This window comes from Adhaeribacter arboris, assembly GCF_003023845.1.
Classification (GTDB): domain Bacteria; phylum Bacteroidota; class Bacteroidia; order Cytophagales; family Hymenobacteraceae; genus Adhaeribacter; species Adhaeribacter arboris.
The window spans coordinates 2,914,456-2,934,375 of the sequence record NZ_PYFT01000001.1 but is presented as its reverse complement, the minus strand read 5'-3'; the positions used below and the strand labels follow the sequence as shown (position 1 = coordinate 2,934,375).

The following is a 19,920-nucleotide window of genomic DNA, read 5'->3' as shown; positions in this document are numbered from 1 at the left end:
TTATTTAAAACAATAAAAATGCTATAAATAAGTTAGAGAGTATATTTTAAATAGTAATAAGCCTTAATCAAAATCTATTTTAATTGGTAAAATAGTAAGAATTGGTACAATGGTTTTTCTGTTAACATTAGTTTTTTACTAATTTCTAAAACAATGAATGAGACGATACCAACCCTCCAAATACCAAAGCGACCACCGCGCTTTTTTATCCCCGAACAATTTGAGCTGAAAGAATGGGCAACCTTAGAGCCTTACCTGCAGGAATTACAAAATAGGCCCATCCATTCAGCGGCTGAATTAGAAAAATGGATGCTGGACCGGAGCGAACTGGAAAGTATTTTCGGGGAAGAAATGGGTTGGCGTTATATCCGGATGACCATTGATACCCAGGACGAAGCAGCCACCGAAGCTTTCCAATTCTTTGTTACGGAAATTGAACCGAAAGTAGCCCCTTACGACCACGCCCTCAATCAGAAGTTACTACAATCGCCTTACCTGAAAGAATTAGATCAGGAAAAGTACCGCATTTATTTACGTTCGGTGCAGCGGCAACTGGAAATTTTCCGGGAAGAAAGCATTCCGCTTAAAACCGAAATAACTACCAAACAGCAACAATACGCGGCCATTACCGGCACCATGACCGTTACCTTAGACGGCCAGGAAATGACGTTGCAGCGCGCAGCCGACCGTTTGAAAAGTTTAGACCAAAATGTTCGGCGGGAAACCTACCTAGCTATTCAGGACCGACGGTTGCAAGACAAAGATCAGCTGGATAATTTATTTACCGAACTGACTCAATTACGGCATCAGGTAGCTTTAAACGCCGGTTTTGCGAATTTTCGCGATTATATGTTTGCGGCTTTAGGCCGGTTCGACTATACCCCTCAGGATTGCTTTAGTTTTCACGCGGCCATCCGGGAATACGTAGTACCCTTAAACGATGAATTAGACAAACAGCGGAAAGAAGCCTTGCAACTTGAGGTATTGAAGCCCTGGGATTTAGACGTAGATGAGTCGGGCAAACCGCCTTTAGAACCCTTTAAAACCGGGGAGGAGTTGCTAGCCAAAACCATTCAATGCTTTTACGCTTTAGATCCCTTTCTGGGTGATTGCCTGGTAACCATGCAGCGGATGGGCCACTTGGATTTAGAATCCCGGAAAGGCAAAGCACCGGGAGGCTACAATTATCCTCTGGAAGAAATTGGCGTGCCTTTTATCTTTATGAATGCTACTTCGTCGCTGCGGGATGTGGTGACCTTACTGCATGAAGGAGGCCACGCGGTGCATTCGTTTTTAACGCGTACTTTGCCTTTAAACGCGTTTAAACAAACTCCCTCCGAAGTAGCGGAACTGGCTTCTATGGCGATGGAATTGATTTCGATGGATCATTGGGATTTGTTCTTCCCGGATGCCGATGAATTACGCCGGGCCAAGAAAATGCACCTGGAAAGTGTACTCGAAACCTTTCCGTGGGTAGCTACCATTGATAAGTTTCAGCATTGGGTTTACGAAAATCCGCAGCACACCTTAGACGAACGCCAAGCCAAATGGGTAGAAATATTCGATGATTTTAATCAGCACGAAGTAAACTGGGAAGGATTAGAACATATAAAACCTTACATCTGGCAAAAGCAACTACACCTTTACGAAGTGCCTTTTTACTACATCGAATATGCCATGGCGCAGTTGGGAGCCATTGCCGTCTGGAAAAACTTTAAGGAAGATCCGAAAGCCGCCTTGCAAGGCTACAAAAATGCCTTGGCTTTAGGCTATACTGCTTCGATTGGCGAAGTGTACGCCGCCGCTAACATTAAATTTGATTTTTCGGAAGCCTACATTAAAAGCCTGACCGATTTTGTCCGGCAGGAAATGGCGAAGCTTTAGTTGCTGGTTGTTAGTTGTTAGTTGTTAGTTGGATATATGGTTAAATAGTTAGTTAAACTCATTTAGGCAGAGTTGCTTTCGCGTAACTGGTACCTATACAGCCAAGCCGTTTGCAACTGGTAAGAGTTTGATAGTATAGTAAATTGCATGCGTTGCGGTGGGTTTAAACCTGCCGCAATGTAAATTTCATAGCCATTATCCAACAACTAAAAACCAGCAACTAACAACTAAACTGGTTTAAACTGCTCGAATGATTGGTGGCAATTGTGGCAGAAATGCATGGATCGGCAAAGGGTAGGGCCAAAAGGCGTTCGTAAAGTGGTGTTGGTACTTTGGCAATGAGGGCAAATAGCTTGTTCTAAAATTTCTAAATCCAAAATGCGATCATAAGAGGGAGGGGGAGCCAGGCCGAATTGCTGCAACGCCTTTTTTCCTTTTTCCGAAATTCTGTTGGAGTTCCAGGGCTGGTCAAAACTCAAGGTTACCTTAAAATCAGAAATACCGTGTTCTTGTAAGCTTTCTTCTACGGCTTTTTTCATGTAGGCCATGGCGGGGCAACCGGCAAAAGTAGGAGTAAGAACAATATTTACTTTCCCTTTCTCATTAATCTTTACCTGGGTTATCACTCCAAGATCAACCAGCGATAATACCGGAATTTCCGGATCTTTCACCTCCTCTAACCAAGTCCATATTTGTTCAGAAGTCCACATAGCTTACCATTCCGCACTTGGGTCAATCTTGTAAACTTCCGTCATTTCGTCGAGTAATGGTTGTAGAAAAGAAGTGTGCTTACCCACTCGGCCACCTAAAGCCGGGTTAACGGTGGCCGCATCAGGTAATTTTAAATTTGTCTGGGCCAGTATAGTTTTAATTTTATCTAGCCATTCTTGTTTGAGTTTTATTTCGCCAGTAAATAAGTGGGCGGCAATAAGTTTTTCTTCCCATTTACTTTCTTCAAAAATGCCCAAGGCATACGGCCAAGCATTCATCAAAGCATTTTGTAGGCGTTCAATGCTTTCCGGGGTGGCGGTGCCTAATTGCCTAATCATGGTATTGGCATGCAGTACGTGGTATTTTAATTCACTTTTTAGTTTAACGGCCACTTTGGCCAAGGGCTCATAGGTTGATTGGCTCAAGGCTTCAAACCGCAACAATTCCGCGTGATCGAACAAAAAATGGCGGATTAAGCTAAATTCATATTCGCCAATGGGTAGTTCTACCAAATGACAACAATGGAATTGGCTTGCATTTCGCATAAAAGCTAATGTGTCCGGCTCTGCTTCGCCTAGTTCGTGGAGTAGTTGGTACAAAGCCAGGCTATGACCCAGTTTATCCTGCGCCATCGACGAAAAAGCAATATCTTCTTCCAGTATCGGGCCAATGCCTGTCCATTCAGAATTGCGATGACCTAAGATAAATTGGTCATCCGCCATTTTGTACAGTAAATCCAGTAAAGCAGGTTGATAATCCATAAGAGTTATCTATGGGAAGAGTGTAACTGTTTAAACTGGTTGATTTTTTCCATTACTTTATAAGCCGCCGCTTCCCGATATTTTTTTTCGGGAGTATTTAACCAAATTTCTTCGTCGGCGGGGTCGGTGCGGTATAAGTCTGCGGTGCGAACTACCCAAATGTTCACGCACGGTTCCTGCGCAAAATTTTCCTTTGCTGCTTGTTGAGCCGTTTCCGGCGAATAAGCTTGTACCGTGCCGACGTGAGCATGGGCTTTGCCGCGTTTTTTCAGGTGAAATATTTCGTAAGCTTCTAATTGCTGCTTATTGTCTTCTGCGGTTGTAGGGCGTAACACATCATAAACCGATTGATTATCGTCGGTAAAAAAACTAACATGAATGGCGGAAGTAGGAGCTAACCAAAGACCTTTACACGTAGCCCGGCGGCTGTAATGCTCTTTTGCAAATACAAAAGCCATTTCCAGGTTAGGTGCATGAACCGGACCTACATATCCATACGGCGTATTTGGCTTTTTTTGTTGGAAAACCTCGTACGTCTCGAACTGATCCAATGGCTTTTTAATTTCTTCCGCTGGTTCTTCCGGAATAGGTAAACGGTTAACCCGAGGATCGCAAGAGGCAAGCTTCATTAGTTAAGAGTTAAGAGTTATGAGTTTCTTATAAATTAATTGAAATTAAATCCTTCGCATAATGTAAAAAATAAGATACAATCAGGCCAAAGGTTTTACATAACGAGCTTCCGGGCGGAGCAAGGCTTTTCTCACCCAGGCACCTTTTTCTTCGGCGGTTCTTCGCACAGCTAGACGTTCGGCGTTACAAGGTCCATTACCGTTTATTACTTGTTTAAATTCTTCCCAATCCGGTTCAGTGTATTCCCAGGTGCCCGCTTCGTTTTTGTGTAATTTCGGATCGGGTAAGGTCAAGCCTAATTCCCAAACTTTAGGTACGTACATATCCAAAAACTGCTGGCGGCATTCGTCGTTGGTGGCCATTTTTACTTTCCACTTCATCAAAGTTTCGGTATGGATGGATAATTTATCGGGCGGACCAAAAAACATCATGATGGGCTGCCACCAACGATTTAAAGCTTCCTGAATCATTAGGCGTTGTTTGGGCGTACCGGTTGCCAGGTGTACCACCGCATCGTGCCCGTATTTTAAATGGAAAGATTCTTCCACGCAAATCCGTTCTAGCGCCCGGCAATACGGACCGTAGCTGCCTTTAGCATTAGCTAATTGGTTCACAATAGCGCCGGCATCAATCAGCCACGAAATAATCGTTGAGTCGGCCCAGGTAGGCGTAGGATAATTAAATACGTTGGAATATTTTGATTTCCCTGAAAGCAGATCATTCATCATTTCTTCCCGGGTTTTACCTAAGGTTTCGGCCGCACTGTATAATAATTGCGCGTGGCCCACTTCGTCCTGCACTTTGGCTAATTGCGCCATCTTGCGTTTAAAACCGGGTGCCCGCGTAATCCAGGCGCCTTCGGGTAAGGCCCCGATAATTTCGGAATGGGCGTGCTGTTCCATCATCCGGATTACTTGTTTGCGGTAAAGAGCCGGCATCCAGTCCATGGGTTCAACTTTCTCACCGCGTGCAATTCGCGCTTCAAATTCGGCTAATTTTACCGGATCCTCGTTCAGGATGGTTTCGTCTGGTTTTACCTCGAAAATGCTTCCTCCACCGTACATATTTTTATATAATTAGAAATTAAAAATTAGGAATTAGAAATTTGATCTTTTATAAGCCCGCGCAAAAATAACTGACTAAAATTTGCGGCTATTTCCGTTGGGGTTAATTTACCTTCTGGGTTGTACCATCGGGCAATTCCGTTTAAACTAGCCAACAAAGCCCGGGCGGTAAGGTGTGCATCAGTTAATTCAAACTCACCATTGGTTTGTCCAGTTATTAATAGTTCTCTGAATCCTGCTTCGTATTGTGCCTGTAACTGTATCATTTGTCCTAAATAAGGGTCGCTTAAATGCCGCCATTCCGTCTGAAAAACGGTGGCTGCTGCTAGATTTTCGGTAATTACTTGCACGTGTTCCGCGATTGCCGCCTGTAATTTTTCGGTTACGGTACCAGGTTTATTTACGGCATTTTTAAAGCCGGTAAAAAAATCATCGGCTAAACGGAAGCATACTTTCTGCAGAATTTCTTCTTTAGACCGAATATGCGCGTAAATACTGGCTGCTTCCATTCCCAGTGATTGTGCTAACGTCCGCATGGAAGTAGCCGCAAAACCCTGTGTTCTAAATAAGCTAATGGCCGTTTGTTCAATTTGTTCTTTCCGGTTTATCAAAGTCGATGATTTTCATTTACTTAAATATACGCAAACTAACGTTCGTTAGGTAAAATGTTAAAGAATATTTTTTAAAATTGAAATAGATTTAAAAGTTTTTGACCCGTTCATTCATACTTATTATGGTAGCAAATCAGGTCTTGGATGATACCACTTTATTTCTCCGGTAAGATTGATAGCTTAATTTTAGTGGGATACGTACCTTTGAGGCGGCTGAACAGGAAAAAGCCAGTGTCTTAAACTTAAATTAAAATGAGCGAATATACTTCATTAAACGATCTTGGGGAGTTCGGCCTGATCGATGTGATCCAGCAATCCGTTAAGCTGCAGAATACCTCAACAAAGACAGGTATCGGCGACGATGCAGCCGTAATTGAACCAGGTCAGAAGCAAATTGTAGTATCAACGGATATGCTGGTGGAAGGCATTCACTTCGATTTAACTTTTTGCCCCTTAAAGCATTTGGGCTATAAAGCGGTAGCCGTGAATATATCGGACATAGCTGCCATGAATGCTATACCCACGCAAATTACCGTAAGTTTAGCGATTGGGGCTCGTTATACGCTGGAAGCTATTCAGGAATTATACGCCGGAATTCGGGCGGCTTGCGCCAGTTATAAAGTAGATTTAGTCGGAGGCGATACTACTTCTTCTAATGCGGGTTTAATCATCAGTATTACGGCTATTGGCGAAGTAGCCGCCGGTGAAGCGGTTTTACGCAGTACCGCCAAGGTAAATGATTTGGTATGTGTAACCGGTGATTTAGGAGCGGCATATTTAGGTTTGCAAGTTTTAAACCGGGAAAAACAGGCTTTTATGGCCAACCCCGACATGCAGCCTGAATTGGAAAAGAAAGAATATTTAGTGGAGCGCCAATTAAAGCCCGAAGCCCGCATGGATGTCATTTACGAATTAAAAGAACTGGGGGTAAAACCTACCGCTATGATTGATATCTCGGATGGGTTGGCTTCGGAACTAATGCATATTTGTACTCAGTCCGGGGTAGGGGCCACTATTTTCCAGGATAAACTTCCCGCCGACGAGCAAGTATTAGATACCGCCGAAGAATTTAAAATTGATCCGGTTACCTGCATATTAAACGGCGGCGAAGATTACGAACTACTATTTACCGTTCCTCTATCGGATTACGATAAAATCAGAAATCATCCGGATATTACCATAATTGGTAAAATGGTAGATAAGCAGGAGGGTGTCCGGATAGTAATGCCCAGCGGAAATGCTTATCCGCTGCAAGCACAGGGTTGGCGCCATTTTTAAGCAAGCTGCTTTTAAGATTGTTTCTTTTAATAATAACCTTAAAATGAATCCGTTATCTTAGTAAAGGATCTGATTTATCGAGTCATTTAAAGGAGTTAATTTTCATATCTTCATCCGAAACGTTAAAAGTATTGACCTTTATATTTTGCTAAGGGAGTACTTTTTAGAGTCAACTAAGAATTAAGATAGATAATGGCACAAGGTTAAGATATTTGTTATACCTTGAATAGCACCTAAAATACCTAAACCAAAGTAGAGGATTATGAAAAAAATACTTATCCTTATTCTGATGGTTTTGCTGAGTAAAGCTTCCTCTTTCGGGCAGATGCAAGAATTAGAAGGGCGTGCTTACCCCAGGGTAGATACCTATCCGATTGGTGGTTCTCTCAAAATTGAAAATGATTATCCTTTAATTTTGATTGGGACTTTAGAAACCAACGCTCCTTCTTTAATTATGGATTCTAAAAACTTATTAATCGTCAGGAGGTTTCAGGACCCCAGTGAAATAAAGTTTTTTGGTGACAAAGGGGTAAATGGAGTGCTAGTTGCCGAATTAAAAGAAAAAGTGCCTCTATTGCGTTTAGAAGAAGTATTAGATTATTTTGAAGTTCCGCAAAACGTACGGTATTTGAAAGTGCTGGTAGATAAAAACCTGATAAACCCGGAGCTTTTTCTGGCAGATGTAAAAAAGATAAAGAAAATAGAAGTATTAGAGGTAACGGAACAGGAGGTTCTATTAAATTTATTTTATAACCATTGGGCAAAAGTTAAGGGTGAAAAATATTTAAATATAATTACAGCAGAGGAGTAATTTTTTAATCCGAAGCCTTAAGTTAAAGTACACCTGTCTGTTAAATTTATCAGACAGGTGTACTTTTTTTATTCAAACTAAGTTTCTGGCAAAAGTTTATTTTAAGATCTGAAAATTAGCTCTTGGTTTTGCTCTATATTAGTTTAATTGTTGGTACTAATTACTTCACACTTAGCCCGTACAAACATAAATATACCATAGCTAGTTAGTCCTAAAGCAACTGCACCCAAAAGTATAGAACCATAATTAGCGTTTTCTAAAAAAGAAAAAGCATTTTGCGTTCCTCCCGCTTCGGAGGAGTTAGCATGAAGCGCTGCTTTCAGGAAAAGAAAACCAATAATACTCCAAACAATTCCCCGAGCCGTATAACCTATTTTCCCGGCCCTCAGTAACAGTTTTTGAACATTGGGGCGCAAACGATTAGCCTGTATTTTTTTCAGGTACTCGCCTGAATAAGCCCGATATATCTGGTAAATACCAAGGAATATTATTCCCAATGCCAGAGCGCCCACTAACCATTGCCCAAAAGGCTTTTCTAATAATTGATGAACTAAAGTTTGTTGGGTGTTTTCGCTCCCAGATTGCCCGTTGCTTTTGCCTAATGCTGCAGTAGCAGCATAATAAGCTAAACCTAAATAAACTACTCCGCTAAAGGCGTATCCAATACAGCGGCCTATTCCTTTGGCGTTTGTTCCTTTATGTTCCGTATCCAAAAAAGCTTCTATAAAACGCCAAATAGCAAAACAAAGTAAACCTATGGCTACCAGGCCCAGAAGTATTTTGCCAAATGGTTGGTGTAATATAAATTGAAAAATACCTGCTTTTCCGGTATCTGCTACGGACTTTCCTCCAATTTCAAAAGCCGCCATAAAAGCCATTATACCTACCAAGCAGTAAACGATTCCTTTTGCCGTAAGCCCTACCCGGGCAAAAACCGTTACCCAATGAGGCTGAACATGAGGTAAGGATGAAGAAAGACTGGTTATATTCATAGTTTTAGGAGTAAGATTAGATTTTACTTTCTTACTCTATAAAACTAAATAATGTTATTTGATAGGTATTTCTCGAGTAAATAAAAAAGACATTTTAAATCTGATGCCGGGACAAAGCTCTGTTAATTAAATTTTTGAATTTGATTTTTAGATGAATAAAAAGAACAGTAAACGGAAAAGTATTTCGAATAATTTAAGTTAACTATTAACTGCTTAATGAGATACTTTCCCTATTTAGTCTTCCGGAAATGGAATAAATACAAAATTGGTAAACTCCACATCTATTACGAATAAGCAGCAAAATTCGTCCGGGTTTTTATAAGCTTCTTTAAAATCCTCCACTTTATCTAAGGCAATAATTTTACGGCCAACAAAATCGTCGAGGTAAGAGGCGTAAATATGCCATTGTAAAGCGAGTTCATCGGCGTTAATGAGTATAGAACCAATGGGAGTAGCTTGTTTAGTGAAAACAAAAATGGGAAACTTAGAAATATCCCGCTTCCGGATCTGGTAGGAAGCTTCCTTTAAGGTATCCGCTACTACCGCAAAATCCTGGGTAATGGTACCTAAATACTTACCGTTTAATTCGGGGTCGTTTTCCATATTTTTAAAATTATATTCTTTCAACTTACTACTTATAAATAAAACCCACCACCTACTTCGCTTCCAGGGAAACAATGTTTTCGACGTGGTGGGTCTGCGGAAACATATCTACGGGTTGTACCCGGGTAACGGTATATTTTCCCGACAATAATTCCAAGTCCCGGGCTTGGGTAGCCGGGTTACAGCTAACGTAAACTATTCTTTTCGGGTGTATTTCTAAAAGTCGGGCTACTATGTCCGGGTGCATACCGGCCCTGGGTGGATCGGTAATAACTACTTCCGGGGAACCGTGTTTGGCCACAAACTCGGGCGTGAGCACATCTTTTAAGTCACCGGCGTAGAATTGCGTATTGGTAATTTCGTTTATCTGCGAGTTAATTTTAGCGTCTTCAATGGCACTTGGTACGTATTCTACGCCAATAACTTCGCGGCAATGCCGAGCGACAAAATTAGCAATGGTGCCCGCGCCCGTATACAAGTCGTACACCAATTCGGTACCGGTTAAATTAGCCATTTCGCGGGTTAAACGGTACAATTCGTAAGCTTGTTCCGAGTTGGTCTGGTAAAATGATTTCGGCCCGACCCGGAAACGTAAACCTTCCATTTCTTCGTGAATGTAGGGTTCGCCTTTATAGCAAATTACGTCCAGGTCATGAAAGGTTTCGTTTCCTTTATTATTTACCACATAGTGCAGGGAAGTAATTTGCGGAAAGGCCTGCTGCAGAAAATCGAGTAATGCCGTTATTTTTTCCTGTTCATTGTGGTAAACCTGCAGAATAACCATTAAATCACCGGTATTAGCGGTCCGGATAATCAGGTTCCGCAAAAAGCCATCTATTTTATACAAGTTATTAAATTCCAGTTGATGGTCTTTGGCGTATTTGCGCACCGAAAGCCGGATGCCATTAGAAGGTTCTGCTTGCAAGTAACAGTGTTTAATATCCAGAATTTTATCGAACCTACCCGGAATGTGAAAGCCTAAGGCATTCCGGTCAAATTCATTGCCCGATTGAATCTGTTCGGTGGTAAGCCAAGCATTATCAGAAAAAGTAAATTCGAGTTTGTTGCGGTAATAGGTTGTTTTCGCCGAACCATGAATGGGATCAATGGGCGGCAATGCAAGTTTTCCAATTCTTTCCAGATTATCTTTAACTTGCTTTTGCTTGTAATAAAGTTGGGTTTCGTAGCTGATGTGCTGCCATTTACAGCCCCCGCAAACGCCAAAGTGTTCGCAAAAAGGTTCCACGCGTAAATCGGAGTAAGAAACAAAACGTACGGGAGTGCCTTCCCAAAAACTTTTCTTTTGTTTGGTGATGCGCACATCCACTACATCGCCGGGCGCTACGCCTTTTACAAAAACAACCCGGTTTTCGTGGCGGGCCAGACAATTGCCTTCGGCTACCATTTCCTCGATACGAAGGTCCTTGATAACTGGTAAATTCTTATTTTTTTTCACGATTCGGCAAAATTACGCAGTTTTACCCGAGTCAAAAAATCTTCCCGGTTTAAACGGGTTGTTTTTAAAATAGAGCAGAATAAAACCAGAAATCTTACCTTTGTTGCCGTTTCTGAAAAATAGCATGAAAGATAAAGTAGTATTAATAACGGGTGGTACCTCGGGCATTGGCAAAGCCTGTGCTTTGGCCTTCGGGGAAGCAGGTGCTAAAGTGGTGATTTCGGGAAGAGATTCAGCAAAATTACAAACTACTGCCCACGAGCTGGTGCAAAAGAAAATTACATGCCGGGCAGTGCAGAGCGATGTGAGCAACGAAGCCGATGCTCAGAAATTAGTTTATGAAACCGTACAAGAGTTTGGGCGCCTGGATATTCTTATTAATAATGCGGGTATATCCATGCGGGCGCTTTTTCAGGACTTGGATTTAGGGGTAATAAAGCAAGTAATGGACATTAATTTTTACGGTACCGTTTATATTACCAAATACGCTTTGCCTTACGTTTTAACTAGCAAAGGCTCTATTATTGGCATTTCTTCTATTGCTGGTTACCGTGGTTTACCCGGTCGCACCGGTTATTCGGCTTCTAAATTTGCCATGCAGGGCTTTCTGGAGGCTTTACGCACCGAAGTAATGCACCGGGGAGTACACGTAATGGTGGCCTGTCCGGGTTTTACGGCGTCTAACATCCGCAATACGGCCCTGAATGCTCAGGGCAACGTACAAGGCGAATCGCCGCGAGCCGAAGAAAAAATGATGACGGCGGAAGAAGTGGCCATCCGGATTCTAAAAGCCACCCAAAAACGGCAACGGGAAATAATAATGACCACGCAAGGTAAATTAACCGTTTTCCTGAATAAATGGCTACCCGGTTTAACGGATAAATTGGTTTACAACGTCATGGCCAAAGAAAAAGACTCGCCCTTTAAATAACTAAAAAGGATATTGCGTAGGTATTTTGTGAAATAACTTTCGAGTATTCAGGATAGGGTAGAACTTCTGCTTCATTTAAAAATTTTAGTAGAGCAACTTTACACAAATACTTCCTTTTCCATTTAAGGCAGCACCAGAATATTTTGTTTCCGGATGTACGCCCTTTGATTTTTCCACTGCACCTCGTACCAGATATCCTTTTCGCCCGTTAATTTTAATTTATGGCCCTGGTTAGCGGTAGCCAGCCACGTGGCGCCCGCCGAAGGAGCCGACATTACCGGAATGCGGTTGTACCGGATAATTCCTTCTTGTCCGAAATCAAGGAAGTTGATGTAGTAAAATATAAAAGCTAAGTACAGGGTAAAGCCTATTTTAAAGTTATTGCTGATGGGTTTATTTTTACGACGGAAAGTAGTTAGGGTAATAATAACTACCGCCAGCAGCAGCATTCCTTCGAGCAGGTGCAGGTAAAATTTATTGAATTGCGTCTTAAAAAATTGTAAATCGCTGTATTCGTAACCCGTTAGCTGGTGCGATTGGGCCAAGTCCTCCATTTTGCGCAGAACCGCCCGGTTAGGCGTTTTAGAATAATACAGGTGTAAATAATACATGGTCCCGGTATAATCGCGCAGACCTTCTTTAATAAAAGCCATCTTTAACAGCATACTAGGCGAATATTGCTGCTGGTTAACCAGAATTTTTTCGTACTGCGCCAATGCCTCCGTGTATTGCTTTTGGTTAAACAAAGAATCGGCAATAGTTATGGGATTTCTATTTTCTTGACTATAAGTAGGTTGAAGTGAGATAACGAAAAAAACAAAAAATATGCTTAAATATTTAAGATAAGTATTTTGCATTCTAAAAATTCTCCCGTAGTTTTGCATCGCAATTGGAAGAAACGCCTCCTGATTGTAAAGATAATAAAAGATTCCGTAGCTCAGCTGGTAGAGCAATACACTTTTAATGTATGGGTCCTGGGTTCGAATCCCAGCGGGATCACGGTTAATATAACTCCACATATCTACAAGGTGTGTGGAGTTTTTATTTATGCCTTTATTAACCTATCTTGAGATGGTTTTGTAATCTCCACAATACTTACAGATATACGGAGTATTGTTTGTTTACGTCAGTAGTTACGTTAGTTTTTACGTCAGCAGTATGATTTCCATCTCTTTTTACCCCGATAAGCCGAAAGCGAACAAAACTATTATCATGGTTCGGGTCTTTCCCGGTGACGCTCGGACCAGTACCGGTATTTCGTTTGATCCGCACTATTGGACCGGCGATGACCTCTACGTTAAACCTAAAGAGAAGCGGGCAAACTATATCCGGGCCCGGTTAAAAGAGATTGATGCCGTCTTATTTCAGGAATGCAGCCGTTTGCACGATAAAGGCGAAAGAATAACCAGTAGAGTTTTAGACGAGATACTACGTCCGGGTAAGCGGCAGAAATTAGAAACGGTTCGGGAATATTATCAGCAATGGAAGAAAGAGTACCTTGAAGAAAAAAACCGGGGCAATAAAACCAATGAAATAAAAGGATTGAATTATACGCGGGTGCAAAAACAGGTAGTGGACCGGCTGGAAAAGTTTAAACCCAGCCTTACTCCGAAAGATATTACCAAACCATTCGTTACCAAATATTTTAATGCCTTGTACGAAGAAGGAGAAATTCAGGATTCGACTATCCGGCGCCACCAGAAGTTTTTGCGCCTGATTTTGAAATACGTCAATTTGCCTTACGAATGGATAAAAGTGGACCCGGAAACGGAAGCCAGTTCGTTTGATTTGTACTGGTCCGAGGTATTGGCATTAAAAAATGCTACTTATAGCAGCAAGGAAATTGAAGAAGCCGCGCATACTTTTGTTATTGCCTGTCAATTGGGTTTAAGATGGTCCGATTTGAGTACTTTAAAAGCGGAACACTTTCTTCAGGTCCAGAGCCAAAAACACGGGGCTATTACGGTAATCAGTAAGAACCAATCCAAAACTACCAATCAGGTATACATTCCTATTCCTCCCTTGGCGCAAGGTTTAATCCGGCACCACGGTCGCATTCCCGTTCCTTCCAGTATTACGGGTAGTAAATTGAGACATTATTATTCTTCCCGTTTAAAAGTGGCCTGTGAGGAAGCCGGGTTAAATAGAATGGTCCAACAGTCCATTTCTATTAATAATCATGTTACGGTCAGCCTATCGCCTATATTTAAGGTAATTAGCAGCCACAACGCGAGACATACGGCCGCAAGTAGGATTTTTGAAGCTACCAAAAACGAAGCCTTAAAAGAAAAGATATTAGGTCATAAAATGCGGCACGACCCTATACGAAGGTGCCCGGTATTGTCATAGCCGATGATCTACTGGATGCCTGGCAAAAAATAGATAATTAAGTAACTTGAATCTTGCGCGGCCGGCCCCAGGCTTTTTTAGGTGGTTTGGGTTTGGGTACTCGTCCGGGTTTTAATTTAAGTATGTTAACTTCCGGCAGGTCGGGGCTGAGTATAATATAATGCGGGTCAAATTCCGGATATTTCCGAGCGGCATTGAAGATAGTCTTTAGATTAATATTAGTTTTGGCCACTTTCAGGGAGTGCATCTCGGTTTTGGACTTGTACCCAATCGACTGCATAAACTCTCCTTCCGAAATATCCGGTAACCGCTCTTTTAATTTCTGGAAACAGTAAAGGAAACGGCGGCGTATGCCTGGTTCTTCTTCAAATTTGGGCATAGTTAACTTGTATTTATTTAAGTTTTAGAAAGATAAAGCACGATTTTCTCTGAAAAACATAGGATTATTCTTAAACAAGAACATTGTATTTGTTCCTTATTAAAGTCACTTCAATGATTTTAGAAGCAAGTTCATCTTGTAACTGCAAGGCAGTTGCCAAGTGTTCTATTATATCTTTATCTGAATCAGAAAGTGTACCATCAAACATCACTAATTCTAAAGTAATAGCAAACAGTGTCGCTTTATTATTATCTGACACCTTAGAAACACACAAATCAATTAACTGTTTGCTATCTAGTTTTATATGTGCAGTCATAGCAGTTTTATAATAATCGATAGTATTATGATCTTTAAAAAGAGACTTAAAAACAACTGTTCTGGATAATTGCGATACTTCTGCATCGGAAACTTCTCCATCTGAAATCATACAAGCATACATAATAGCAATCCAAGCTTCTTGTTCAGATTTTGGGGAATATAAATATTGTTCCGGATTGGGTTTATTATTTGTATCTGAATTAAAAATTTTATCAAAAAGTCCCATGTTATTATTTGTGTTTAGAGTTATAGTATTTTTTTCGTTTTCCTTGGTCGCACTATCTTTAAAATTAGTTTTATCAACAACCTGCTTTAATGACTTAATAGTTGATTGATAATCCCGAAATGCTTTTCCAAATTCTTCTGTATATTCATAATTGCTAAATTCATACTCTTCGTTAAGTCCGGTTATGGTTTTTAAGCTGATTTCACCATATCTAACTACAGGAATCTGATAATTTCCCTTAAAGCGTTTATCTGGAGCGCCATTTTTATTAACCTTCAACCAAGTTCTATCAATTACCTTTGAATCTGCCGGGATTGATCCCGTTTCAGTAAACCTGACTGAAGTTTGAGTGAACTCTATTTCGTTAAGCCCAATAATTGCAAAACTGTTTTTAGAAGAATGCATTATTATAAAATTCGGATAGATATATAAATCCGCCCCGTTAGCATTGTTTAGCCAAAGCGCTTCATATTTTGATTTAATATCAGCTATAGAGTTAAGTCCGAATTTCACTTCTTTTTTATTAACAAGCGTTCCAGCAGACGAGCGGGTTGTTACTCTATCTTGCTGATGAGCACTAGTTACGTCCCAAATTTTGGCAGATGTAGATAATTTCTTGAAAGCTTCAACAAGCCGTAAATATTTTTGACTAATTTCAGGATCGAATTCAATATCAAGTTCTACATGGCTTTTTTCAATTTGGTCCTGAATTTGGTGAATGGTGGATGTTTGAGAATTTATATCCGCTTTTATATTTTCAGAAATAGACTTTTTAATAAGTCCAAAAAGAAAAATATAACTCAATACTAGTTTGAGCCTATAACTATTTTGGGTTATTTTAACTTTTAGCAAATCTGATTGTAATTCTTTTCTTTGTTGATGTGCTGCAAGTATCGCCTCTTTTATACCTTGCATGTCTTGACTGGTTATCTGCTGTAGATCAGCACTAAAAATATTTTCCTCATCACCTGTTTTGAATTCTGTTGGATGGAAGTTGTAATCCTGAGGTATAGAATTATCGTTAGAAGAGGACAGTTTTTGTCTATTATAAAGACCTAATCCAGGAATACTGGTATTTAAATAAGTTCCTGATTTTGAGAAAGTAAAATTAGCACCTCTCAAGCCTATTGAAGTACTTATTCCGCTTTTGCTAAAATTTAACTTAACCCCAGGTATAATTTTAATACTTTTTCTGAATCGCCAAGCCATAAAGTCTATCTACATTTACAGCCAGAACCAACAATCCATTCGCAACTCGCTCGTGCTTCACAGTCTGCCTTATTGTATTTGGAGCAACCGTTGCCAGAGGTACCACAAGCACTTGAAGGAGAGGGGTCGCCATCGCCGCCGCAATTAAAAAGAAATAAACTCAAAGTTAACAAGTACATTTTCTTCATATATCAAAAAATTAATAGGTTAATTCTTTAAGTACTTTTACTACTAGAAATAAATGTATAATCTCATCTTTTGCTATTTCATCATCAGGATATTGTTCTTTATCGCTATTATGACTTTTTAGGTGCCAATAATTTTTGTTAGGCCCTTTTTGAATGTATTTAACTACAGTCATATTACTTGTTATTATGACATAAGAGAGACCGGGGGCTATATAACCATTCTTGTCTACCCTTTTTATTAATAATGTATCCCCTCCAGTTATAAAAGGCACCATACTATCCCCTACAGCTCGCACCCCAATTATACCATCTATATTAGGTATGTCTTTTAAATAATACCATCCTATAATTGGTATATTTTCATTATTCTCGATTAATCTAGACACAATACCAGCCCTCACTTCTATATCATAAATAGGAACTGCGCTATTCTGATTAAGAAAGCTTTTTGGTTCCTCACTTTTAATGATTGTTTTATTTGACTTGATAAACATTTCTCCTTGACCAGTAAGCCACCATTCTGGATTTAAATTCTCAATTGAACGGTAAACTTTTTCCATAAAGTCTGATTTTGGTTTACTACCTCTATCAGTATACATTCTAACAGTATCCTTTGAGATGCCTATTAGGCTAAAAAAATCAATTTTTTCTTCACTAAGTGCTTTAATTAGTTCTTTAATGCGCTCTTTCACAGTTGTTTACAAATTATTTGGTGTTTTTGAGAAAAAAAATGGTGTAAAATGTTGACTTTTATTCTCAATTACACGTATATTTGAGAACAATTACAGCAAATACAATTACAGCAAACCAATATAATAAATTAGGATGGAACCAAAAACTATTCGCGAAATAATGCCGCCAAATTTTACCATGAATTTGGCTCGGGAGCTTCAGGTTGACCCGGCTAATGTTAGCCGAGTGGTAAATATTGAAAAAACAACTTCTAAGTATTGGCCGGCAATCGAGAGGTTAGCTATTGCTACGGATTCAAAGGCTTACCGGGAGCGCATGAAATTCCTTGAATCTAAACGTCAAACTGCTAAAGCCGCTGCCTGATGAGCTTGCAAGTATTCTCCTATCAGAACAACCCAATTGCTTTTTCTCAAAAGGATTCGGTCATGATTAATGCCAATCAAATGGCAAAACCATTCGGGAAGCTTGTTTCCAATTTTACTAAAACGGAACAGACTCAATACTTTATAGATGCTTTGTGTAAGCAGTATTCTTTAAAGAATAGTGAAGTTCTCTTATCAGTAAACGGCGGTTCTAATCCTGGAACCTGGATGCACCAAAAACTAGCTATAAAATTCGCGGCTTGGCTTTCTCCGGAATTTGAGCTTTGGGTTTACGATCGGGTAGAAGAATTACTTCTTACTGGTAAAACCGAAATACGCCATAAGTCGCCTGCTGAAATTATTGAAGAAGGTTACAAACTGGCACTACAGGAGGTAACGCTTTATAAAGAGCAATTACAACTCGCTAACTCTACAATTAAGGAACAAGCTCCCAAAGTTGAATATTTTGAAAAAGTAATCGATTCCAAATCCTTAATACCCTCTTCTGTTATTGCCGATCATTTTGGTGAATCTGCCCAATGGCTACATAAAGAGCTTAAAACCCGTGGCGTTGTTTGGAAAGTTGGCGGTGTATGGGTGCTAACTGCCAAATACAAAGATAAAGGCTACGCTGAAATCAAACCTTTCCCTTATTACGATACTCTAGGAAATCTCAAAACTAAAAATCAAACCTACTGGACTGAGAAAGGCCGCATGTTTATTCATAATCTTCTTCCCGAATCTAAAGCTGCTTAACCATGCCCCATCAAGTTCAACCCGTGCCCGGTTTTTTTGACCCTTCCGGCCGTCAAGTTTTCGAAGGTGATGTGTACCATGTTGACAATGCTTACGACGAGGATGATGAGCCTTTTTACCACGTTTGTCTTTGGTTTCAGCACTTGTATCGCTACGGTTGGGTAACTGTACAAAAAAACTTTCTGGAAAGAAAATACAAAGAGGATGAAGTCATTTTACCGCCACGATTATTCAATTCTAGCTGCACTTTCTTAGGAAACATCCTGCTTAAACCATATCAATTTGAACCTTTATTAACTGAATAATCATGTTAGAACCGCAAATTATTCCCGGCTACCTCGACCCGAAAGGCCGCCAAATCTTTACCGGCGATGTGTACCGCTTGGCAAGCGTAGGCGATCCAGATTATTTAGATTTAGCTTGTTTATGGCTTCCCGAGTTGTACCGGTACGGTTGGCTTAACCTGGAAGATTACACCTTTTATCAAAATTCCACTTTTGAGGAGAAACTGGAATTATGTGAAGGCTTAGTTGAAATTACGTATTGCTTCGACTTGAATGAGTTCTTTGTACACAACAAAGCTACTTTCAAAGGCAATCTTTTTACGCATCCAAAAAAATTCAACTATCACATTCAATTATGATTACGATTCAACTACCCGACAAATTCGCCCTGACGGTAGAACAAGTTGCTGACTTATTAAACGTGGACCAACAAACAATAAGGAAGTACGGGAAGCTATCTACGAAGGACCCTCGCCATATCAAAGTGATCAATTTTGGTACGAGAGAGAAGCGAATAGAAACTAGGGAATTTATTTCTTATATCCAGCGAAATTATACTAATCCGGACATCCAACAATTGAAGGATTAACACCAGACCTTTTACAATCTAACTGTTTCATCAATTAATTCTAAAACCATGCCAACTATTAAAAACCCACGCCGCAACAAGTTTGCTGCCCCTCCCAACCACCAACAAAGATTAAAAACGAAACAAGTTGACTTACGCCGCCAAGACGTGAAAATGCTACTCTTCCGGCGCAAAAAGCAGCAGATATTAACGATTGTAGAAAAAGATTTAGATGCCTTTTTTCAGTCAAATTATCCCGATGTAACCACCTGGGAAGAGATACCAACCTGGAACTTCTCTTACAACTTAGCATTGATTCATGGGCTTTTATTAGAGTGTTTTAAATGTAAGCAAATAAAGCTATGAGAGAGATAAAATTCAGAGTTTGGGATACAGAAAACAATAAGTTTTTTGAACCAACATACGAGGCCTATAAAGGCAAATTAGAAGATGTTTATATTGATACTACAGGTTCAGTTTCCATGAGAACAATAAATGCCTTTATACATGAATCTATGCATCCTAATCGGTTTATTTTAAATCAATATACCGGACTAAAAGATTCTAAAGGCAATGAAATTTACGAAGGTGATATAGTTGCTTGTACAATGGTAGGTTTTGAAACACACCTAGAAATAGTAGACTGTGTGGTAAAATGGTTTTTCGAAGTAGCTGGTTTTGGTTTCGAGGTCATAGCGGAAAATTCAGACTATAGTGTGTTTGGACTAAATGACAAGAGCCTGTTAGAGAATCTTATTATAGGTAATATCTACGAACATAAACATTTAATAAAATGAGTCCGATAGATACCGCCCTAGCCCGCATTAACCAGATAGTTTCTAACATTCAAAAAGTA

At 40.1% G+C, this 19,920-nt stretch carries 23 protein-coding genes and 1 tRNA gene; 12 read left to right on the top strand and 12 right to left on the bottom strand.

The features are described from left to right. The first annotated feature begins 153 nt into the window (after nt 1–153). Nucleotides 154–1,884 carry a M3 family oligoendopeptidase gene (locus AHMF7605_RS12130; RefSeq protein WP_106929676.1) on the top strand — a complete coding sequence of 577 codons (1,731 nt, stop codon included), beginning with the start codon at nt 154–156 and terminating at the stop codon, nt 1,882–1,884. A 227-nt stretch (nt 1,885–2,111) separates the two neighbouring features. Here the strand turns inward: AHMF7605_RS12130 and paaD are convergent, their stop codons facing one another. The 5 genes from paaD to AHMF7605_RS12105 all read right to left on the bottom strand — a co-directional run bounded on the left by paaD (nt 2,112) and on the right by AHMF7605_RS12105 (nt 5,661). After that, nucleotides 2,112–2,594 carry a 1,2-phenylacetyl-CoA epoxidase subunit PaaD gene (gene paaD / locus AHMF7605_RS12125; RefSeq protein WP_106929674.1) on the bottom strand — a complete coding sequence of 161 codons (483 nt, stop codon included), beginning with the start codon at nt 2,592–2,594 and terminating at the stop codon, nt 2,112–2,114. Nucleotides 2,595–2,597: 3 nt separating this feature from the next. Continuing rightward, entirely contained in the window at nt 2,598–3,356 is a 759-nt protein-coding gene (gene paaC, locus AHMF7605_RS12120; RefSeq protein WP_106929672.1) for a 1,2-phenylacetyl-CoA epoxidase subunit PaaC, read from the bottom strand. Nucleotides 3,357–3,361: 5 nt separating this feature from the next. After that, entirely contained in the window at nt 3,362–3,985 is a 624-nt protein-coding gene (locus AHMF7605_RS12115; protein ID WP_106929670.1) for a phenylacetic acid degradation b, read from the bottom strand. Between the two features lie 81 nt (nt 3,986–4,066). Then, nucleotides 4,067–5,050: a 1,2-phenylacetyl-CoA epoxidase subunit PaaA gene (gene paaA / locus AHMF7605_RS12110; protein ID WP_106929668.1), complete on the bottom strand. Its 984-nt coding sequence runs from the start codon at nt 5,048–5,050 to the stop codon at nt 4,067–4,069. Nucleotides 5,051–5,076: 26 nt separating this feature from the next. Then, on the bottom strand, nt 5,077–5,661 hold the full coding sequence (locus tag AHMF7605_RS12105; protein WP_233219021.1) for a TetR/AcrR family transcriptional regulator: 585 nt from the start codon (nt 5,659–5,661) through the stop codon (nt 5,077–5,079). Nucleotides 5,662–5,913: 252 nt separating this feature from the next. Here AHMF7605_RS12105 and thiL point away from each other — a divergent pair, with 252 nt between their 5' ends. Together thiL and AHMF7605_RS12095 are read left to right on the top strand one after the other, a co-directional pair. Continuing rightward, nucleotides 5,914–6,939, top strand: coding sequence for a thiamine-phosphate kinase (gene thiL, locus AHMF7605_RS12100; RefSeq protein WP_106929665.1), 1,026 nt, complete (start codon nt 5,914–5,916; stop codon nt 6,937–6,939). A 262-nt stretch (nt 6,940–7,201) separates the two neighbouring features. Beyond that, a complete protein-coding gene (locus AHMF7605_RS12095) occupies nt 7,202–7,750 on the top strand; it encodes a hypothetical protein (RefSeq protein WP_106929662.1) in 549 nt (182 codons plus the stop codon). Nucleotides 7,751–7,893: 143 nt separating this feature from the next. Here AHMF7605_RS12095 and AHMF7605_RS12090 read toward each other — a convergent pair whose 3' ends face one another. The 3 genes from AHMF7605_RS12090 to rlmD form a co-directional block, all read right to left on the bottom strand. After that, the gene (locus AHMF7605_RS12090) at nt 7,894–8,742 is read right to left on the bottom strand and encodes a DUF1206 domain-containing protein (protein ID WP_106929660.1); all 849 of its coding nucleotides are present in this window, start codon (nt 8,740–8,742) and stop codon (nt 7,894–7,896) included. Between the two features lie 234 nt (nt 8,743–8,976). Then, complete coding sequence (locus tag AHMF7605_RS12085; RefSeq protein WP_106929657.1) at nt 8,977–9,345, bottom strand: hypothetical protein; 369 nt, start codon at nt 9,343–9,345, stop codon at nt 8,977–8,979. A 52-nt stretch (nt 9,346–9,397) separates the two neighbouring features. Beyond that, the gene (gene rlmD / locus AHMF7605_RS12080; protein WP_106933440.1) at nt 9,398–10,750 is read right to left on the bottom strand and encodes a 23S rRNA (uracil(1939)-C(5))-methyltransferase RlmD; all 1,353 of its coding nucleotides are present in this window, start codon (nt 10,748–10,750) and stop codon (nt 9,398–9,400) included. A 175-nt stretch (nt 10,751–10,925) separates the two neighbouring features. Here rlmD and AHMF7605_RS12075 point away from each other — a divergent pair, with 175 nt between their 5' ends. Further along, entirely contained in the window at nt 10,926–11,732 is an 807-nt protein-coding gene (locus tag AHMF7605_RS12075) for an SDR family oxidoreductase (protein ID WP_106929654.1), read from the top strand. A gap of 122 nt (nt 11,733–11,854) precedes the next feature. On the opposite strand, the gene AHMF7605_RS12070 is transcribed toward AHMF7605_RS12075, so the two are convergent. After that, complete coding sequence (locus tag AHMF7605_RS12070) at nt 11,855–12,589, bottom strand: SH3 domain-containing protein (RefSeq protein ID WP_106929652.1); 735 nt, start codon at nt 12,587–12,589, stop codon at nt 11,855–11,857. A gap of 69 nt (nt 12,590–12,658) precedes the next feature. On the opposite strand from AHMF7605_RS12070, the gene AHMF7605_RS12065 reads away from it, so the two are divergent. Then, nucleotides 12,659–12,731: transfer RNA gene (locus AHMF7605_RS12065), tRNA-Lys, on the top strand. 159 nt (nt 12,732–12,890) lie between these two features. Continuing rightward, entirely contained in the window at nt 12,891–14,081 is a 1,191-nt protein-coding gene (locus tag AHMF7605_RS12060) for a tyrosine-type recombinase/integrase (RefSeq protein ID WP_106929650.1), read from the top strand. 37 nt (nt 14,082–14,118) lie between these two features. Here the strand turns inward: AHMF7605_RS12060 and AHMF7605_RS12055 are convergent, their stop codons facing one another. From AHMF7605_RS12055 to AHMF7605_RS12045, 3 genes are all read right to left on the bottom strand, one after another. Continuing rightward, nucleotides 14,119–14,460 (bottom strand): hypothetical protein, encoded by a 342-nt coding sequence (locus AHMF7605_RS12055; protein WP_106929648.1) that lies wholly within the window; start codon nt 14,458–14,460, stop codon nt 14,119–14,121. A 70-nt stretch (nt 14,461–14,530) separates the two neighbouring features. After that, on the bottom strand, nt 14,531–16,213 hold the full coding sequence (locus tag AHMF7605_RS12050; RefSeq protein ID WP_106929645.1) for a DUF4236 domain-containing protein: 1,683 nt from the start codon (nt 16,211–16,213) through the stop codon (nt 14,531–14,533). Nucleotides 16,214–16,412: 199 nt separating this feature from the next. Then, nucleotides 16,413–17,093: a S24 family peptidase gene (locus AHMF7605_RS12045; RefSeq protein WP_106929643.1), complete on the bottom strand. Its 681-nt coding sequence runs from the start codon at nt 17,091–17,093 to the stop codon at nt 16,413–16,415. Nucleotides 17,094–17,226: 133 nt separating this feature from the next. Here AHMF7605_RS12045 and AHMF7605_RS12040 point away from each other — a divergent pair, with 133 nt between their 5' ends. The 6 genes from AHMF7605_RS12040 to AHMF7605_RS12010 all read left to right on the top strand — a co-directional run bounded on the left by AHMF7605_RS12040 (nt 17,227) and on the right by AHMF7605_RS12010 (nt 19,861). Beyond that, entirely contained in the window at nt 17,227–17,457 is a 231-nt protein-coding gene (locus AHMF7605_RS12040; RefSeq protein WP_106929640.1) for a hypothetical protein, read from the top strand. After that, entirely contained in the window at nt 17,457–18,212 is a 756-nt protein-coding gene (locus AHMF7605_RS12035; protein ID WP_106929638.1) for a phage antirepressor KilAC domain-containing protein, read from the top strand. Before AHMF7605_RS12040 ends, AHMF7605_RS12035 begins: the two co-directional genes overlap by 1 nt. Before the next feature lie 2 nt (nt 18,213–18,214). Continuing rightward, on the top strand, nt 18,215–18,517 hold the full coding sequence (locus AHMF7605_RS12030; protein ID WP_106929635.1) for a hypothetical protein: 303 nt from the start codon (nt 18,215–18,217) through the stop codon (nt 18,515–18,517). Nucleotides 18,518–18,519: 2 nt separating this feature from the next. Next, complete coding sequence (locus tag AHMF7605_RS12025) at nt 18,520–18,855, top strand: hypothetical protein (RefSeq protein ID WP_106929633.1); 336 nt, start codon at nt 18,520–18,522, stop codon at nt 18,853–18,855. A 278-nt stretch (nt 18,856–19,133) separates the two neighbouring features. Continuing rightward, the gene (locus tag AHMF7605_RS12015; protein WP_106929628.1) at nt 19,134–19,430 is read left to right on the top strand and encodes a hypothetical protein; all 297 of its coding nucleotides are present in this window, start codon (nt 19,134–19,136) and stop codon (nt 19,428–19,430) included. After that, nucleotides 19,427–19,861 carry a YopX family protein gene (locus AHMF7605_RS12010; protein ID WP_106929626.1) on the top strand — a complete coding sequence of 145 codons (435 nt, stop codon included), beginning with the start codon at nt 19,427–19,429 and terminating at the stop codon, nt 19,859–19,861. The genes AHMF7605_RS12015 and AHMF7605_RS12010 overlap by 4 nt, the downstream gene beginning before the upstream one ends. Nucleotides 19,862–19,920 lie beyond the last annotated feature (59 nt).

Coding starts and splice junctions, on each gene's coding strand:
- AHMF7605_RS12130 (WP_106929676.1), top strand. CDS start 154: ATGAATGAGACGATACCAACCCTCCAAATACCAAAGCGACCACCGCGC.
- paaD (WP_106929674.1), bottom strand. CDS start 2,594: ATGTGGACTTCTGAACAAATATGGACTTGGTTAGAGGAGGTGAAAGAT.
- paaC (WP_106929672.1), bottom strand. CDS start 3,356: ATGGATTATCAACCTGCTTTACTGGATTTACTGTACAAAATGGCGGAT.
- AHMF7605_RS12115 (WP_106929670.1), bottom strand. CDS start 3,985: ATGAAGCTTGCCTCTTGCGATCCTCGGGTTAACCGTTTACCTATTCCG.
- paaA (WP_106929668.1), bottom strand. CDS start 5,050: ATGTACGGTGGAGGAAGCATTTTCGAGGTAAAACCAGACGAAACCATC.
- thiL (WP_106929665.1), top strand. CDS start 5,914: ATGAGCGAATATACTTCATTAAACGATCTTGGGGAGTTCGGCCTGATC.
- AHMF7605_RS12095 (WP_106929662.1), top strand. CDS start 7,202: ATGAAAAAAATACTTATCCTTATTCTGATGGTTTTGCTGAGTAAAGCT.
- AHMF7605_RS12090 (WP_106929660.1), bottom strand. CDS start 8,742: ATGAATATAACCAGTCTTTCTTCATCCTTACCTCATGTTCAGCCTCAT.
- AHMF7605_RS12085 (WP_106929657.1), bottom strand. CDS start 9,345: ATGGAAAACGACCCCGAATTAAACGGTAAGTATTTAGGTACCATTACC.
- rlmD (WP_106933440.1), bottom strand. CDS start 10,750: ATGGTAGCCGAAGGCAATTGTCTGGCCCGCCACGAAAACCGGGTTGTT.
- AHMF7605_RS12075 (WP_106929654.1), top strand. CDS start 10,926: ATGAAAGATAAAGTAGTATTAATAACGGGTGGTACCTCGGGCATTGGC.
- AHMF7605_RS12070 (WP_106929652.1), bottom strand. CDS start 12,589: ATGCAAAATACTTATCTTAAATATTTAAGCATATTTTTTGTTTTTTTC.
- AHMF7605_RS12060 (WP_106929650.1), top strand. CDS start 12,891: ATGATTTCCATCTCTTTTTACCCCGATAAGCCGAAAGCGAACAAAACT.
- AHMF7605_RS12055 (WP_106929648.1), bottom strand. CDS start 14,460: ATGCCCAAATTTGAAGAAGAACCAGGCATACGCCGCCGTTTCCTTTAC.
- AHMF7605_RS12050 (WP_106929645.1), bottom strand. CDS start 16,213: ATGGCTTGGCGATTCAGAAAAAGTATTAAAATTATACCTGGGGTTAAG.
- AHMF7605_RS12040 (WP_106929640.1), top strand. CDS start 17,227: ATGGAACCAAAAACTATTCGCGAAATAATGCCGCCAAATTTTACCATG.
- AHMF7605_RS12035 (WP_106929638.1), top strand. CDS start 17,457: ATGAGCTTGCAAGTATTCTCCTATCAGAACAACCCAATTGCTTTTTCT.
- AHMF7605_RS12030 (WP_106929635.1), top strand. CDS start 18,215: ATGCCCCATCAAGTTCAACCCGTGCCCGGTTTTTTTGACCCTTCCGGC.
- AHMF7605_RS12025 (WP_106929633.1), top strand. CDS start 18,520: ATGTTAGAACCGCAAATTATTCCCGGCTACCTCGACCCGAAAGGCCGC.
- AHMF7605_RS12015 (WP_106929628.1), top strand. CDS start 19,134: ATGCCAACTATTAAAAACCCACGCCGCAACAAGTTTGCTGCCCCTCCC.
- AHMF7605_RS12010 (WP_106929626.1), top strand. CDS start 19,427: ATGAGAGAGATAAAATTCAGAGTTTGGGATACAGAAAACAATAAGTTT.